Origin of the sequence: Sphingomonas arabinosi (assembly GCF_036663715.1) — a bacterium.
Taxonomy (GTDB): domain Bacteria; phylum Pseudomonadota; class Alphaproteobacteria; order Sphingomonadales; family Sphingomonadaceae; genus Sphingomonas.
Genome location: NZ_JAXOJN010000001.1, coordinates 259677 through 275605, shown reverse-complemented (window position 1 = coordinate 275605; position 15929 = coordinate 259677). Strand labels below are relative to the sequence as shown.

General features: G+C 66.0%; 12 protein-coding genes and 1 tRNA gene. 7 read left to right on the top strand and 6 right to left on the bottom strand.

Annotated features, from left to right (window positions below; translation table 11 throughout):
* Nucleotides 1–306: 306 nt before the first annotated feature.
* The 4 genes from U1708_RS01270 (at nt 307) to U1708_RS01255 (ending at nt 4242) form a co-directional block, all read left to right on the top strand.
* A complete protein-coding gene (locus tag U1708_RS01270; RefSeq protein WP_332741935.1) occupies nt 307–2133 on the top strand; it encodes a DUF885 domain-containing protein in 1827 nt (608 codons plus the stop codon).
* Complete coding sequence (locus U1708_RS01265; protein WP_443029912.1) at nt 2133–3626, top strand: S10 family peptidase; 1494 nt, start codon at nt 2133–2135, stop codon at nt 3624–3626. Before U1708_RS01270 ends, U1708_RS01265 begins: the two co-directional genes overlap by 1 nt.
* 83 nt (nt 3627–3709) lie before the next feature.
* Nucleotides 3710–4012 carry a hypothetical protein gene (locus U1708_RS01260; RefSeq protein WP_332741931.1) on the top strand — a complete coding sequence of 101 codons (303 nt, stop codon included), beginning with the start codon at nt 3710–3712 and terminating at the stop codon, nt 4010–4012.
* The gene (locus tag U1708_RS01255; protein WP_332741930.1) at nt 4009–4242 is read left to right on the top strand and encodes a hypothetical protein; all 234 of its coding nucleotides are present in this window, start codon (nt 4009–4011) and stop codon (nt 4240–4242) included. The genes U1708_RS01260 and U1708_RS01255 overlap by 4 nt, the downstream gene beginning before the upstream one ends.
* Before the next feature lie 92 nt (nt 4243–4334).
* Here the strand turns inward: U1708_RS01255 and U1708_RS01250 are convergent, their stop codons facing one another.
* Nucleotides 4335–5090, bottom strand: coding sequence for an oxygenase MpaB family protein (locus tag U1708_RS01250; RefSeq protein WP_332741928.1), 756 nt, complete (start codon nt 5088–5090; stop codon nt 4335–4337).
* Nucleotides 5091–5314: 224 nt separating this feature from the next.
* Nucleotides 5315–6184: a 3-hydroxyacyl-CoA dehydrogenase NAD-binding domain-containing protein gene (locus U1708_RS01245; RefSeq protein ID WP_332741926.1), complete on the bottom strand. Its 870-nt coding sequence runs from the start codon at nt 6182–6184 to the stop codon at nt 5315–5317.
* Nucleotides 6185–6255: 71 nt separating this feature from the next.
* Here U1708_RS01245 and U1708_RS01240 point away from each other — a divergent pair, with 71 nt between their 5' ends.
* The gene (locus U1708_RS01240; RefSeq protein ID WP_332741925.1) at nt 6256–7371 is read left to right on the top strand and encodes a DUF1176 domain-containing protein; all 1116 of its coding nucleotides are present in this window, start codon (nt 6256–6258) and stop codon (nt 7369–7371) included.
* Between the two features lie 234 nt (nt 7372–7605).
* Here the strand turns inward: U1708_RS01240 and U1708_RS01235 are convergent, their stop codons facing one another.
* The 3 genes from U1708_RS01235 to U1708_RS01225 all read right to left on the bottom strand — a co-directional run bounded on the left by U1708_RS01235 (nt 7606) and on the right by U1708_RS01225 (nt 8551).
* A complete protein-coding gene (locus U1708_RS01235) occupies nt 7606–7917 on the bottom strand; it encodes a hypothetical protein (protein WP_332741924.1) in 312 nt (103 codons plus the stop codon).
* Nucleotides 7914–8318, bottom strand: a complete 405-nt coding sequence (locus U1708_RS01230; protein ID WP_332741922.1) for a hypothetical protein — start codon at nt 8316–8318, stop codon at nt 7914–7916. The genes U1708_RS01235 and U1708_RS01230 overlap by 4 nt, the downstream gene beginning before the upstream one ends.
* Before the next feature lie 157 nt (nt 8319–8475).
* Nucleotides 8476–8551: transfer RNA gene (locus U1708_RS01225), tRNA-Thr, on the bottom strand.
* A 136-nt stretch (nt 8552–8687) separates the two neighbouring features.
* On the opposite strand from U1708_RS01225, the gene U1708_RS01220 reads away from it, so the two are divergent.
* Both U1708_RS01220 and U1708_RS01215 read left to right on the top strand, forming a co-directional pair.
* Complete coding sequence (locus tag U1708_RS01220) at nt 8688–9836, top strand: PAS domain-containing protein (protein WP_332741920.1); 1149 nt, start codon at nt 8688–8690, stop codon at nt 9834–9836.
* Between the two features lie 76 nt (nt 9837–9912).
* Nucleotides 9913–14529 (top strand): NAD-glutamate dehydrogenase, encoded by a 4617-nt coding sequence (locus U1708_RS01215; protein ID WP_332741918.1) that lies wholly within the window; start codon nt 9913–9915, stop codon nt 14527–14529.
* Between the two features lie 141 nt (nt 14530–14670).
* Here the strand turns inward: U1708_RS01215 and U1708_RS01210 are convergent, their stop codons facing one another.
* Nucleotides 14671–15777, bottom strand: coding sequence for a PepSY-associated TM helix domain-containing protein (locus U1708_RS01210; protein WP_332741916.1), 1107 nt, complete (start codon nt 15775–15777; stop codon nt 14671–14673).
* Nucleotides 15778–15929 lie beyond the last annotated feature (152 nt).

The window sequence follows — 15929 nt, the reverse complement described above, 5'->3', positions numbered from 1 at the left end:
ATGGACTATAGACTGCGATCTAAAGCCTGCCGTCGCCGGATCAACTCAACTCCCTGTTCCGTCGCTGTTCGTAGCTAGCCTCTGAAGTGCCTGTCGGTCACACATCGATCGTGTTTTGGCCGAACTTTACGCGGGTACGCAACGCGTTGTCGGCGAGCCCTTCGTCTCACGAGGCAGCGAGCTTCACGAGCTTGATCGCCCCCTCCCATCTTTCGATGTGCGACAGCGCCAAGGGCGGAAAACAGTGTGCGCTTGCGGGAAAACATACCGCATCCTACGCCCGGTTCATCGCATCCGAAGGAACGCATGTTGTCCATCAAACTGGTGATCGCCGCTCTCCTATCCACGACGTTCGCCACCGCAGCGGCGGCCCAGGCGCTTCCCCCGCCCGTCGCGCAACCCGGCGAGAGCAAGGACGACGCACGGCTGAAGCAACTGTTCTACGACAGCGACGAGGCGAGCCTGAAGCGCAACCCGGTCGAGGCGATTTTTCGCGGTGACCTTCGCTATGCCGACCGGCTCGGCGACTATCTGACCGACGCGTATCTGGCGGCCGAGCGTGCGGCGATCGAGCATGATCTCGCCGCGCTGAAGACGATCGACCGGACAAAGCTGACCCCGACCGGCCAGATCGCCTACGACGTGTTCAAGACGCGCAACGAGACCGATCTCGCGGGCTACACGCCTGGGATCCTGAAGGTCCAGCGCGACCTGCCGATCGATCATTTCCAGGGGTTCCAGACCTTCTATCCGGACTTCGCGTCGGGCAAGGGCGCGGCGCCGTTCAAGACGCTCGTCGACTATGAGAACAACCTGAAGCGCAACGCGCAATATGCCGCGGTGATGGATCGCGCGATCGGGCTGTTTCGCCAGGGCATGACGGACAGGATCGTCCAGCCGAAGCTGGTCGTGACGAACATGATCCACGAGTTCGACAACCTGATCGCAGAAGGCGTCGAGGGCTCGACCTTCTACGGCCCCGTAAAGACCTTCCCCGCGACGATTTCCGCGGCCGACCAGGCGAGGTTGAAGGCGGCGTATGCGGCGCAGATCCGCGACGTCATCACGCCCGCGCACCAGCGGATGCGCGATTTCCTCGCCAAGACGTATCTGCCGGTCGCGCGTGACACGGTCGGGCTGTCCGCGCTGCCCGGTGGCGATGCCTATTACACCTATCTGATCCAGCAGCGCACGACCTTGCCCATGACCGCCGAGCAGGTCCACGAGCTGGGCCTGTCGGAGGTCGCGCGGATATTGAAGGGGATGGAGGCGCAGAAGCAGGCGGTCGGGTTCAAGGGCGACCTGCCCGCGTTCTTCACCTTCTTGCGGACCGACAAGCAGTTCCAGCCAAGCTCGACCGGGCAGCTGAGCGACGGGTATCGGGTGATCGAGAAGCGCATCTACCAGCGCATCCCCGAACAGTTCTCGCTGACGCCGAAGACCGCGCTCGAGATCCGCCCGGTGCCGGCCTTCAAGGAAAAGACCGAGGCCGGGGGCTCGTACGAAGGCGGCACCCCGGATGGATCGCGGCCCGGCGTGTTCTATTACAACAGCTACGACCTGCCCTCGCGCTACATGTGGGAGATGGAGACGCTGTTCCTCCACGAAGGCGTGCCGGGGCATCATTTCCAGATCAGCCTTGCACAGGAGAACACGGCGCTACCCGCGTTCATGCGGTTCGGGGGGAACACCGCCTATGTCGAGGGCTGGGCGCTCTACGCGGAGAGCCTGTGGAAGGAGCTCGGCATGGAAACCGATCCGTACCAGCGGATGGGCGGGCTGAACGACGAGATGCTGCGCGCGATGCGGCTGGTCGTCGACAGCGGCATTCATGCCAAGGGTTGGACCCGCGATCAGGCGATCGAATATATGCTCGCCAATTCGCCGATGGCGCGGACCGATGCGACCGCCGAGGTCGAGCGCTACATCGCAATTCCGGGGCAGGCGCTCGCCTACAAGATCGGCCAGCTGACGATCTCGCGGACCAAGGCAAAGGCGCAGGCGGCGCTCGGCGCGAAGTTCGATCCACGCGATTTCCATGCGCAGGTGCTCGACACCGGATCGCTGCCGATGCCGGTGCTCGAACGGAAGATCGATTCGTGGATTGCTGCTGGCGGAGGAGCGGCGAAGTGATCGCGCGTATCCTCACCGCAGTTGCCGCAGTCAGCCTGATCGCTTCACCAATCGCGGCGCAGGACAAGAAGGAGACATCGACCGTCGAGAAGAAGATCGACGACGAGGTCAAGTTCCCGCCGCTGCCCGCCGACAAGACGGTGCGGCAGTCGGCGACGATCGGCGGGCGGAGCATCGCGTACGACGCCACCATCGGCACGATTTCGGTACGCGACGACAAGGGCAAGGAAATCGGCCAGGTCGTCTACACGTCCTATGTAGCGACCGGTGGGGCTACAAACCGTCCGGTGACGTTCGCCTTCAACGGCGGTCCCGGCGCGTCGTCGGTGTATCTCAATCTGGGCGCGGTCGGCCCGAAGCGCGTCCAGTTCGGCGCACAGGGCAATGCGCCGTCCGACGCGCCGATCACCACCGACAATCCCAACAGCTGGCTCGACTTCACCGATCTGGTCTTCATCGATCCGGTCGGTACCGGGTTCAGCCGCAGCCTGGTCGACGAGGACAAGACCAAGAAGGCGTTCTACGCCAACGATCCCGACATCAAGTATCTGTCGAAGGTCGTCTACGACTGGCTGGTGAAGGCCGGTCGGCTGCGCTCGCCGAAATACGTGATGGGCGAAAGCTATGGCGGCTACCGTGCGCCGCGGATCGCGTATGAACTCCAGTCGCAGATCGGCGTCGGGGTCAACGGGATCGTCATGGTCTCGCCGTATCTCGATCCCGCCTCGGGGGACGGCGCGACCGCGCTGTCGCCGCTGCCCTGGATGATCGACCTGCCGTCGATGGCGGCGGCGCATCTCGAGCAACAGCATCAACTGACCCCCGCCGCGATGGTCGACGTCGAGGCCTACACGCGCGGGGCGTTCGCGACCGACCTGCTGCGCGGGCGGACCGATCCTCAGGCGGTATCGCGGCTCGTCACCAACGTCAGCCGGCTGACGGGGCTCGATCCGGCGCTGGTGCAGAAGATGGGCGGGCGGGTCGATTCGGCCACGTTCCTGCGCGAGATCCACCGAGCAGACGGCACGATCGGCAGCGTCTATGATTCGAACGTCACCGCGTTCGATCCCTTCCCGTGGTCGGCGCAGCGCCAGTCGAACGATCCGATCCTCGACGCGCTGATCGCACCGACGACCAGCGCGATGGTGGATTTCGTCACGCGCGTGGTCGGCTGGAAGACCGACGCGCGCTATCATGCTCTGTCGTACGAAGTGAACGCGGCCTGGGATCGCGGCAAGCCCGACGACACGCCCGTCACCGACCTGCGGAAAGCGATCGCCAACGATCCCAAGATGGCGGTGATGATCGTGCACGGCTGGGACGACCTGTCCTGCCCGTTCTTCGCCTCGCGACTGATCGTCGACCAGATGCCGAGCTTCGGCGCGACCGAGCGCGTGAAGCTGAACGTCTATCCGGGCGGGCACATGTTCTACAGTCGCGAGGACAGCGGCGCTGCGTTCAAGCGTGATGCGAGGACAATTTACGGGCTTTGAAACCAAACACCGTAAAAGGGATGGCACCGGCCGCGCGCTGAGGGGTTCTTCCTTCGTGCCATATCGGCTGGAGAGTTAGCACCATGAAATTGATCGGAAAATTCGACACGCGGCGCGAAGCCGAGATGACCGTCGAACGGCTGGTGCAGCAGTTCGGCATCGACCGCGCAAAGGTCGTCGTCACACCGGAAGGGAGCGCAAACTCCGCAGGCATCGAGGAAGCCGGATCCGACAACGAAGCGGGCGCACCGAGCCCCGAGGCGCGGAACGATGCGGAACTGAACGGCCGGGTCCTCGTGACGGTCGACGTACGCGACGAGACCGTTGCCGACGAAGTACGCGCGGCATTCGACGAATTCGATGCGGCCGAGCAGGTGGCGAAGTGACCACGCCGGACACCGCAACGCACGCGAGACAGCGTGAGATCGCCACCGAACACCTGCTGTTCAAACTGATGGAATATGTCGAGGATCGCCACAGCGGCCTGCTCGACTTCATGGAAAAGAGCCTGGACCACCTCGGCGATCCGGCAACCGACGCCACGAAGGACGACGAAGCCGTCCGTCAGATCGCGCGCAAGATGATCATTGGTGCGCGAAAGCAAGGGATCGACTAGATCCGGTCGCCGAGAGCCTGGAGGTGCGGACGTCGGCAAGCGTCCGCATCTCGCCGAACGCAAGCTCCCGACAGGACGTTGGCAATGCCAGCTTATTTGAGCGCCCATCGCAACATCCGACCAGCGCCTACACCCCCGGCCCGTACCGCCAACCGCCGACCCATCGGCATCGGCAAGCCATGCATCGTTCGGGCCCAGTCCGGTAACAGCTCCACACCCGCATCGAGCAGTACGCGTTGCAGCGGCACCGCGGATACGCTGTTCGCCGGCTGGCCCAGCAGCGTCTGCACCACGTCGCGCGTCCGCGCGTCGCTCCGCAGCGCAGGACGCATGTCGCGCAGGTACGACGCCACGTCGCGACGCGTCGCCGGCACGTTGCGCGCGCCGAGCCGCTCGGCCAGCATCGCCATCTCGGCAAGATACGCATCCTGCCGAGCAGCAGGGAAGCTCGGATCCCGGTACCGCAGATACCCACCAAGAAAGCTGTACGCCTCCGCGACGTGCACCCAGGTCAGCAACGCGGGATCGTTCGCGGCATAGGGCGTACCGTCCGGCAACACGCCCGTCACCCGGTCATGGATCGATCGCACGCGCGCAATTGCCGCCTCCGCAGCTTCGGTCGAACCGCGTGTCGTAATGCCGACGAACCGCGCGGTCCGTCGCAGCCGACCATGCATGTCGGCGCGAAAGTTCGAATGGTCCCATACGCCAGCCAGCGCCGCCGGATGCAGCATCTGCAGCAACAGCGACGATACGCCGCCGATCATCATCGCCGTAAAATCGCTATGGACCACCCAGACCGCGGACCGGGGGCCGAACAATCCGTCGTCATCAGGGGGACGGACCAACCCTGGATCCTCACTCGTGCCACCCGGGCGCATTACCGACTGCACCTGGGCCCGGATGGCATGACGAATGGGGTTCATGCGGCTGATATAAAGTCGCTTATGGTCTTTGCACCGTCCCGCTGACGATCGGGGTATCGCACTCGCCGAGTTCGCTGCGTCTCGCCGAGCCTAACCTACCCTATCGACGGACGATGGACGCGCCGCCAGGCCGCGGCGCGCATGTCTCACCGAGTTGGCACGGGCTCCGCGCCCGAATAATCATAGAAGCCGCGCTTGGTCTTACGCCCGAACCACCCAGCCTCGACATACTTCACCAGCACCGGCGCCGGCCGGAACTTCGGATCACCCGTCCCCTCGAACAGCACGCGCGTGATCTCCAGACACGTGTCGAGCCCGATAAAGTCCGCCAGCGTCAATGGCCCCATCGGATGGTTCAGCCCCAACTGGCACGCCAGGTCGATATCGCGCACGCTCGCCACGCCCTCGCCCAGCGCGAAGCATGCCTCGTTGATCATCGGCATCAGCACGCGGTTGACGATGAAGCCCGGCGCGTCGTTCGCATGCACCACCTGCTTGCCGAGCTTTTCCGCAAACGCCTCGACCGCCGCCACCGTGGCGTCCGACGTCGCCAACCCCCGGATCAGCTCGATCGGCCGCATCACCGGCACCGGGTTGAAGAAATGCACGCCCATGAACCGTGCCGGATCGGGCGCCGCCTGCGCCAGCCGCGTGATCGGGATCGACGACGTGTTCGACGCGAGGATCGCGTCCGGCCCCAGCACCTTGTCGACCTCGGTGAAGATCGCGCGCTTTACCGCTTCGCGCTCCGTCGCCGCCTCGACGACGATCGCACACTCGCCCATGTCCGCCACGCTAGCGACCGGCTCGATCAGCGCCAGCGCCGCATCGCGCACGTCCGCACCGATCTTTTCCTTCTCGACCAGCCGCGCCAGTGCCTTGGCAATCCCCGCCTTGCCCTTGCTCGCAGCCTCCAGCGATACGTCCGCCAACAGCACACGGTACCCCGCCTGCGCCGAAACCTGCGCGATCCCCGCGCCCATCTGCCCCGCACCAATCACGCCGATCGTCTGCATATCTGTCTCCTAGATGTTTGCCCCCTCCCTAGCTGCTTTTCCCCGCGCGGCCAGAGCGCTAGGCTGCAGCAATGCTGTGCAAACCGATCTTTTACGCGCTCACGTCCCTCGTCGTATTGCCCTTGGTGGCGGCCTGTTCGCCGAGCCAACCTACCCCCCAGCCCAAAGTCGAGCCGGCGCCCAAGACTGATCCGGCCCCCATCGCGCCGACAGCACCCCAGGCGAGGCCCGCCACCGACTCGCACGCCACGCCAAAGCCCGGCACGCTGAAGACCTTCGCCGACTGGACCGTCGGTTGCGACAACACGCTCCGCTGCACGCTTGGTTCGCTCCTCCCCGAAATGGGTGGCGAGGACATGATCACGCTCAACCTGACGCGCGAGCCTGGCACCGTGGCAAACGGCGGCGGCAAAGTCTCGCTGGCGTTGGAAACCCGCAACGATCAGGCCGCCATCAAGCGTCCGCCCGCCAGCTTCGCCGTCGACGGCAAACCCATCGCCCTGCGCGACGCCGTCGCGCTCGCCGCAGCGATCGCCAATGCCCAATCGCTCGAGATTCTCGACGCGAAGGGGGGCACGCTGGCCACATTATCGCTCAAGGGCGCCGCCGCGGCGCTCCGCTACATCGACGCGCAGCAGGGCCGTGCGGGCAGCATCGACGCGATCGTCGCCAAGGGTCCCGCCCCGTCGCGCGCACCAACGCCGCTGCTTCCGATCATCGCCGCAATCGCCCCGTCGCACTCCCCGGCCAAACTCACTCCCGCGCAGATCACGACGATGCGCAAACTGGGCACCTGCGACCTCGAAGGCTTCACCCCGGAAACGCACGCACTCGGCGGTGGCAAGTCGGTCGTCATTCTCCCCTGTTCGACCGGTGCCTACAATCTGATCGGTGCGCTCTTCATCGTCGACGGCGCCAAGATCGCCGCAGCGCAAATCGACGCGCCCTCAGGCTTCGAAGCGACCGGCGCCGACACCGGCACCCGCGTGAAAAGCGTCATCAATGGCGGCTTCGAGAACGCCGTCCTGACCAGCTACGCCAAGGGTCGCGGTCTTGGCGACTGTGGCTCGCACCAGAGCTTCGTCTGGGACGGCACTCGCTTCCGCTTGTCCCGACAAGCCGACATGGGCGAATGCCGTGGCAACATCGACTACATCGGAACGTGGCGGGCCAAAGTCGTTCGCTAAGCGGGCGGCGTCGTCGCGCGGGTATGCAAGGAAGGCTAGATTGAACGGTCTCGATCGACCAGCAGATGCATGGACTTGTGCTCCACGCCCTTAGCGAGCGCATACCAACTCACCTCCTCTACGGCAGGCGTGCGACACCGCCATGCAACGATCCGCTCGGGCCCGCGACTTAAACAGGGTGTTGTTACCAGGATGCTTCGATGGTGCGTCGTTCGGACGCGGGCATCCTTCCGTTCAGCCCCTCGCGTCGCGCAAATCTTCCAATGCCGCCAGCTTGACCGGGTCGCCTGCTGCCAGCGCGTCTTCAAGATAGTAGCCATAAGCTATTCCGCGCACCACCTCTTGCGCCTCGCCACTGTATTGTTCCGCTATGATCGGGAACGCGTTCACGAGCTCACGGAGAAATCCCTTGTCCATCTCTTGAAGATGACCAGCCAAGGCTTCCATCATCTTCACGGCGGTGTCAGGGTTGAGTTCCTCGTCGCCAGTCAGTTCGAGGAACACGGCATACTCCGCGATGATTTCTGCAACCTGCATAGCGATCATGGCTTCACAACCTTTACGTGGATGTTGGTAATGCTCATCTGCTTGAGCAGTTTCAGTGCCTTGGTTTTCTCGACAGGCGTGGGGACCTCCCACAGCCCAATCAGCCGCTGTTCTGCCAACACAGCCGACTGCCGCAAGATCTGTGCCCGTGAGCGAGGCCTGTTTACGACAGCCCATTTTCGGTCGATCATATAATCGCCCTGAATGCCGTCAAGCTTCACCGGCCGCTTCGAACCGTCGGCCATCGTCCGCATCAACGTTGGCGCCTGACCGGCGCGCGCGCCGGGCGCCGAATCGTTATAGGATTTCCAGGGCTTGTTTGACTTGGTCGTCTCCTTGACCCAGCCGATTTGCGGCAGGTCAAAGGTTACACGCGGCTTCGCGATAGGGAATCGGTGCAATGCGGCAGCCTTGGAGAGCGCCGCCCCCGGCGCTGCCGCCAGTGCAACGTTCCCAGCAACCTTTCCCGTGGCGCGACCGATGTCCCGCGCCGAGGCGTTGGCGACGGCGCGCGCTGATGCGCAGCCTATCGGCTACAACACGCAATGCTTAACGAAGTGGTGCCGCTTACAGGACTCGAACCTGTGACCCCCGCATTACGAATGCGATGCTCTACCAGCTGAGCTAAAGCGGCCCGATGACGGGGATGTGCCCGGTCGAGGGGGCGGCAACTACCAGCGGTTTTGCGGGCTGACAAGCGGTTTGCGAGTTTACTCGGTCTTTACCAGACGCGATGCACAAACGCGGTGACGATACGGGGATGTTTGGGCATGACGACGGCACGCGGCGTAGAGGGCGGACGCACAGCGGGCGTGGCTAGCGTTGCGCTTGTGGGCGCGACGGCGGGAACCGTAGATGGCGATGCGCGCGATTCGGCGGACGCGGGCGTCAACGACGTTATGTTCGATCTCGGCGGCGACGAGCGTCGGATGCATGTGCGTGCTTATAATCACTGGGTGTCGCTGCTCGACGGACACCCCTATCCGCCGATCGCGAACCTCGAGCCCGAGACGATCACCGATTTCGGCCCGCACAGCGTGCTGCTCGATTTCAGCCATGGCATGGGCGACCCGAAGATCGCGTATCTCGGTCGGGCGCTGCGCGAGGAATGCGGGCTGGAGGGGCCGATCGCGACGATCGCCGACGTGCCGAACCGGTCGCTGCTGTCGCGCCTCACCGATCATTATCTCCAGATCATCGCCAATCGCGCGCCGATCGGGTTCGAGGCGGAATTCGTCAGCAGCCGGGGGCGCACGACGCTATACCGCGGGATCCTGATGCCGTTCGCATCGGGCGGCGAGACGATCGACTTCATCTTCGGCGTGATCAACTGGAAGGAACTCGCGGACGCCGACCTGCAGGCGATGCTGTCGGCCGAGTTGGACGCCGCCGTCCGCGCGACGCCGGAGGTCTCGGGCGAGGCCGCGCAGGTCTGGGCCGATGGTCCGAGCGGTGGCTTCGACGGTGCGGCTCCGGTCATGCAGGAGCTCGTGCTCGACGAACCCCTGCCCTCGGATACGCTGCCCTCGGGGGTAGTGCCGACCGGACCGCTGGGCGAGCACCTCGCGATGGCACGCGAGAGCGCCGCGCATTTCCGTGCCGCCGAAGCCCGCAGCCGCGCCGCGCTCTACCGAGCATTGGGTCGGGCTCATGATTTTGCCATCGCGGCCGAGCGTGAAGGCGACGATCTTGCCGCCCTGCTGTCCGCCGCGCGCCTAGCCTTAGAATCGGCAGCGATGGCGCAGATCGTCAGGCTCGTCTTCGGCGCCAGTTTCGATGCAGGCCGACTCGCGACGTTCACCGACGTGCTGCGGCATGCCCAGCGCCATCAGGTGCCGATCGGCGGGCTGCCGAGCTTTCTCGACGGCTATGACGGCGACCTGACCGCGATCGCCACCGCGGAGCGCGCCGCGGCTTAGGTGCGGCGCAGCATATCCCTTCGCACCTGCCACAAGCCTTGAGATAGGCGAATAGCGGGCGCATAGGCCCGGACCTATGGCGAACCAATCGTTGAAAACGCTCACCGAAACCCTTGCGGGCCGGTTGACCGAACGGGCCCTTCCGGGCGAACTCAAGGACTTCGGGGCAGCGGAGGTCGCGCAGGCCGCGGCGTTCGTCGCCGCGACCGCCGCGCACCGCGACGACGGTGCACCGGCGATCGCGATCGAGCCGATCAGTGCGGACGACACGCGGCGGCGGATGCGCCTCGCGATCGTCAACGACGACATGCCGTTCCTGGTCGATTCGATTGCTGCGGCAATCGGCGCGCAGGATATCGCGGTCGATCGGATCATCCACCCCGTCGTCCGGACGACGCGGACGCCCGATGGCACGTTGCACGCGATCGACGCGGACGGCCAGGGCGCTGGCCGCCCCGAATCGATGATCTATCTGGAGATGGAGCGCGCCGACGCACGCGACCGTCGCGGGTTGATCGAGGACCTGACCGCGGTGTTGGCCGATGTCCGCGCGGCGGTGACCGACTGGCGCGCGATGCAGGCTGCGCTCGACGACGATATCGCCAAGCTGCCCGAAGGCGAAGGCGCGGCGTTGCTGCAGTGGTTCCTCGACGGGCATCTGACGCTCCTCGGCCATCAGGTCTGGCATCGCGACGGCAGCAGCGGCGCGGCGCTCGGTATTGCGCGCAACGAACACCGCGTGCCGATCCTCGCCGAAGCCTCGCGTGCGCTGGCGATCGAGTGGTTCGAGGCGGGTAACGACGCGCCGTTGCTGCTGAAGTCGAATTTGATCTCGACGGTGCACCGCGCCGTACCGCTCGATCTCGTCGTCGTGCCGGTGATGGAGGGCGCGACGGTTGCCGGGCTGTCGATCTACAGCGGCCTGTGGACGAGCGCCGCGCTGGCCGCGATGCCGCGCGACGTTCCGGTGCTGCGCACGCGCCTCGCCGCGATGAAGGCCAAATTTGGCTTCGATCCGCGCGGTCACGCGGGCAAGGCGCTGACGCACGCGTTCACCGCGCTGCCGCACGACCTGGTGATCGCGTTCGCACCCGATGCTTTGGAGGACCTCGCGCTGACCGCGATGAGCCTCGCGGATCGGCCGCGGCCCGCGCTGGTCCTGGTCCAATCGGCGCTGGGGCGTCACCTGTTCGGGTTCGTCTGGTTGCCACGCGACGACGTCACCACCAGCCGCCGTGTTGCGATCGGCGACATGCTGGCCGAGGCGGCGAATGCGAGCATCCTGAACTGGTCGATCGCACTGGAGGACGGCGAGGTCGCGATGATCCGCTACACGCTCGATCTGCGCGGCGAGGGACGGATGCCCGACGCCGCTCCGCTCGCGCTCCGGTTGCAGCGGATGGTGCGCGGCTGGGTGTCCGACGTCGAGGCGGCCTTGATCGAGACGTTGCCGCCACCGCGCGCCGCACGGCTTGCGCTGAAATGGGCGGCCGCGTTCCCCCAGAATTACCGCAACCTCAGCACGCCTGCCGAGGCTGCCGAGGACATCCAGCGGATCGCCGCGCTGACCGACCCCGATGCACGCGGTGTGCGCCTCGTTCCGGGTGAAGCCGGTGCCGATCCGCAGCTTAAGATCTACAAGCTTGGCGGCGCGTTGCCGCTATCCGACGCCGTCCCGGTGCTGGAGAATTTCGGCTTCCGCGTGATCGGCGAATTGCCGACACGATTGCGCGACGACAGCGTGCCGTTCGTGCATGATTTCGTGCTGGAGGCGAACGCCGCCGCACAGCAGAGCGACGCGAGCATCCTGGAAGGCGCGATCGCGGCGGTGCTGGAGGGCGCGGCCGAGAACGACGCGTTCAACCGGCTGATCGTCGAACTGGGGATGCGTCCCGAAGCGATCGTACTGTTCCGCGCGTGGTTCCGGTATCTGCGCCAGGCAGGGCTTCCGTACGGACTGACCACCGTGGTCGACGCGCTGCGACGTGCGCCGAAGGTCGCCGCGGCCCTGATCGCGCGGTTCACCGCGGTTCATCATCCGGACCACCCGGGCAACGCGATCGAGGCGGACCAGGCGATCGAAGCTGGGCTCGACGCGGTCACCGCGATCGACGACGATCGCATCCTGCGCGCCTATCGCAACCTGATCGCGGCGACGTTGCGCACCAACGCGTTCACGCCTGCCGCGTCGGAAGCGCTGGCGTTCAAGCTCGACAGCCATCTGATTCCCGGCCTACCCGCCCCCGTGCCATGGCGCGAAGTATGGGTCTATTCGCCCCGCGTCGAGGGCATCCACCTGCGCGCCGGTCCGGTCGCGCGTGGCGGCCTGCGCTGGTCCGACCGTCGCGACGATTTCCGCACCGAGATCCTCGGGTTGATGAAAGCGCAACGCGTCAAGAACGCGGTCATCGTGCCGACCGGCGCCAAGGGTGGCTTCTATCCCAAGCAGCTCCCCGCCCCGTCGAACCGCGACGCGTGGCTGGCCGAGGGCACCGAGAGCTACCGGATCTTCATCCGCACATTGTTGTCGATCACCGACAACATCGTCGAGGGCAAGGTCGTCCATCCCGACGGCGTGACGATCCTCGACGGCGACGATCCGTATTTCGTGGTCGCCGCCGACAAGGGCACCGCGACGTTCAGCGACGTGGCGAACGCTCTCGCGCTCGAACGCGGCTATTGGCTGGGCGACGCGTTCGCCTCCGGTGGCTCGGTCGGCTACGATCACAAGGCGATGGGGATCACCGCCAAGGGCGCGTGGCTGAGCGTCCAGCGGCATTTCGCCGAGCGCGGGCTCGACGTGCAGAGCGAGAGCATCACCGTCGTCGGTTGCGGCGACATGTCGGGCGATGTGTTCGGCAACGGCATGCTGTTGTCGAAGACGCTGAAGGTGATCGCGGCGTTCGATCATCGTCACATCTTCCTCGATCCCGATCCCGATCCGGCAACCAGCTGGGAAGAGCGCAACCGGATGTTCGCACTGCCGCGGTCGAGCTGGGCGGACTACGACGCCAGCCTGATCTCGAAGGGCGGCGGCGTGTTCGCGCGCACCGACAAGGTCGTGAAACTCTCGCCGGAAGTCCAATCTGCGCTCGGCGTGACGGCGAGCGAGATGGAGCCCGGCGCGCTGATCTCGGCGATCCTAAAGGCGCCGGCCGACCTGCTCTGGTTCGGCGGTATCGGCACGTATGTGAAGGCGGCGTCCGAGGCGAACGTCGCGGTCGGCGATCCGGCCAACGACCGCCTGCGCGTCAATGCCGAGGACCTGCGCGTGATCGCGATCGGCGAGGGCGCGAACCTGGGCGTCACACAGGCGGCGCGCATCGCGTTCTCGGCGCGAGGCGGGCGGATCAACACCGACTTCATCGACAATTCGGCGGGCGTCGACTGCTCGGATAACGAGGTCAACATCAAGATCGCGCTCAACCGCGAGATGATCGAAGGGCGCCTGGGGTACGAGGACCGCAACACGCTGCTCGCCAGCATGACGGACGACGTCGCGCATCTGGTGCTGGAGGACAACCGCCTCCAGACGCTCGCGCTGTCGATCGCCGAGGCGGACGGCGCGGTCGCGGTGCCGAGCTATGTGCGCGTGATCGAGATATTCGAGGGCGCGGGCCGGCTCGATCGGGCGGTCGAGGGACTCGCGTCGAACGACATCCTGCTGCGTCGCGGCCAGGATGGGCTGGGTCTCACGCGTCCCGAACTCGCCGTGCTGCTGGCGACCGCCAAGCTCGGGTTGCAGGATGCGATCGAGCATGGCGACATCGCCAAGGACGACGCGCTGAAGCCCGATCTGCACGCTGCCTTCCCGGCGGCGATGCGCGAGCGGTTCGCGACGGCGATCGACGAGCATCGGCTGCGGCCCGAGATCGTCGCGACCAAGCTCGCGAACCGGATCGTTAACCGGCTGGGCATCCTCTACCCGTTCGAGCTGGCGGAAGAGGAAGGCGCGGCGATGGGCGATATCGCCGCGATGTTCGTCGTCGCCGAACGCCTGTTCGACCTGCCCGCTTTGTGGGCGGAGATCGAGACCGCGGTAATGCCCGAGGCGGCGCGGATCGCGTTGTTCGATGAGGTTGCGGTTGCGACACGCTCGCAGATCGCCGACCTGTTGCGCGTGTCGGCGCCGGGCACTGCGCCGGGCGACGTGCTCGCACGGCTGGCAAAGGGGATCACGCAGCTCGACAGCCAGACCGCGGCGCTGCTGCTCGAAGAGGCGAGTGCGCAGAGCAGCCGCATCGCCAGCCAGCTCGAGGCGGTCGGCGCGCCGGGCGATCTGGTGCGCAAGGTCGTGCGGTTGTTCGAGATGGACGGGGCGGTGGGGCTGGCCGATCTCGGCGAGCGGATGGCGCTCGACGAGGCGGTCCTCACGCGCGCTTTCACGCATCTCGGGCAGGCGCTGGGGCTCGACTGGGCGCAGGCGAATGCCGCGCGGATCAGCCCGACCGATCCTTGGGAGCGGTTGCTGATCGCCGGTCTTGCGCGTGATTTCCAGCAGTTGCGGCTGGAGTTCCTGGCGCGCCGCGGGGCGCAGGATCCGCAGGGTGCGGTGGAGGCTTGGCTGCTGGCGAACGCCACCCGCGTCGCGCAGTTCAAGGCGGTGATCGACCGCGCGCGTCATGCGGCGGTCCCTAACGCGGCGATGCTGGCGCAGATCGCCGGGCAAGCGCGCGTGTTGTTGGGGCGGTAAACCTCTCTCCCTTCAGGGGAGAGGGAGGGGCCCGCGCGCGCTTGCGCGTGGGAGGGTGAGGGCACGCCAGCCAAGGCACGTGCCCTCACCCTCCCGTCGCAAGTGCTCCTCCTTCCCTCTCCCCTAAGGGAGAGGGAAAGCTTACGCCGCGCGTCGTGCTGCCAGTTCCGCCTTCCACCCTCGCGCACGCCACCACATGATCACTCCGGTCACCGCCAGCACCGCAGGCAAGATCCCGCCCAGAAAAATGATCGCCTGCCACAGCGCCCCCATGTCGGTGCCATCGTGGATCCGTCGCATCCACCGCGCTACGCCGCCCTGAGGCCGCGCGGGTGCCGCGGTCGCGCCGCCGGTGTCGTCGGCCACCTTCACGGCGATCGGCGAGCCCCTACCCTGAAACGTGACTGTCCAGTCGGCGCTGAGGCTGGTCGGCCACGCGACGCTCCGCAACGGTGCATTATCGACGATACCCCGCGCCTTGCCGATGGCCACCGCCAGTGGCTGCGCGGGCGACGCCAAGGGCCGCGCCCGCATCATCGCTCCACGATCGGGTCCGTTTCTCGGTCGCAATGCTTCGCCCGTGATCTTCCCAAAGAACTGCGGAAACGAAATCCACGCGCCGGTCAGCGACAGCACGAACAGCGGTAGCGCGATCCAGAAGCCGAACAGGTGGTGGAGGTTGGTCTCGACGTCGCGGTGCCGCCTGAACCGAAGCCCGCGCGTCCATTTGCCGACCGTCGGCCACCACAGCCAGAGCCCGGTGAAGCACGACACCATCATCGCCACGCCGATCCAGCCGACGATCGAACGCCCGACGCCGGGGAATTGCAGGCTCCCGTGCAGCACGTGCAGGAACCGGACGAGCCCACCGTTCGACGGCGATACCTCCAGCACACGCGCGGTCGGCGGATCGAGATACACCATCGTTCGTTGCGGCGGCCCCGGCCGGGAAGGCGCACTGACCGCGCTTGCAGCGACGATCACGGGGCCGCCGTCTTCGGGCATCGTCAGCGTCGCGATCCGCTCGCCATGTTTCAGCACCGCGCGCGCCGCTGCGACATAGTTGTCGGGCCCGACCACCGTCTTGCCGGTAACCGCATAACGCGCCGGATCGACGATCCGGTCGAGCGCGTCGTGCCACACCAGCGCCGCGCCGCTCAGCGACAGCGGAATGATCAGGATCGCCAGTACCAGCCCGATCCACTTGTGGACCTGGAACCACGCCCGTCGCATCGCCAGCTTGCTCATTGTTTTACTCCCTGTGCGGTGTGCGTCGCATGCGGGGCCGGCTCAAGTCCACAACCCTTGCCACACGGGCAACTCGCTCCCCTCCCTGAAAGGGAGGGGTTGGGGGTGGGTCGGCTAGCTTTGGACGCGGCGTCTGAATATGCGGAAACCGA

What these genes read in the sequence shown, in the direction of transcription:
- U1708_RS01270 (WP_332741935.1), top strand. Translation starts at nt 307, where the DNA reads ATGTTGTCCATCAAACTGGTGATCGCCGCTCTCCTATCCACGACGTTC.
- U1708_RS01260 (WP_332741931.1), top strand. Translation starts at nt 3,710, where the DNA reads ATGAAATTGATCGGAAAATTCGACACGCGGCGCGAAGCCGAGATGACC.
- U1708_RS01245 (WP_332741926.1), bottom strand. Translation starts at nt 6,184, where the DNA reads ATGCAGACGATCGGCGTGATTGGTGCGGGGCAGATGGGCGCGGGGATC.
- U1708_RS01240 (WP_332741925.1), top strand. Translation starts at nt 6,256, where the DNA reads ATGCTGTGCAAACCGATCTTTTACGCGCTCACGTCCCTCGTCGTATTG.
- U1708_RS01235 (WP_332741924.1), bottom strand. Translation starts at nt 7,917, where the DNA reads ATGATCGCTATGCAGGTTGCAGAAATCATCGCGGAGTATGCCGTGTTC.
- U1708_RS01220 (WP_332741920.1), top strand. Translation starts at nt 8,688, where the DNA reads ATGACGACGGCACGCGGCGTAGAGGGCGGACGCACAGCGGGCGTGGCT.
- U1708_RS01215 (WP_332741918.1), top strand. Translation starts at nt 9,913, where the DNA reads ATGGCGAACCAATCGTTGAAAACGCTCACCGAAACCCTTGCGGGCCGG.
- U1708_RS01210 (WP_332741916.1), bottom strand. Translation starts at nt 15,777, where the DNA reads ATGAGCAAGCTGGCGATGCGACGGGCGTGGTTCCAGGTCCACAAGTGG.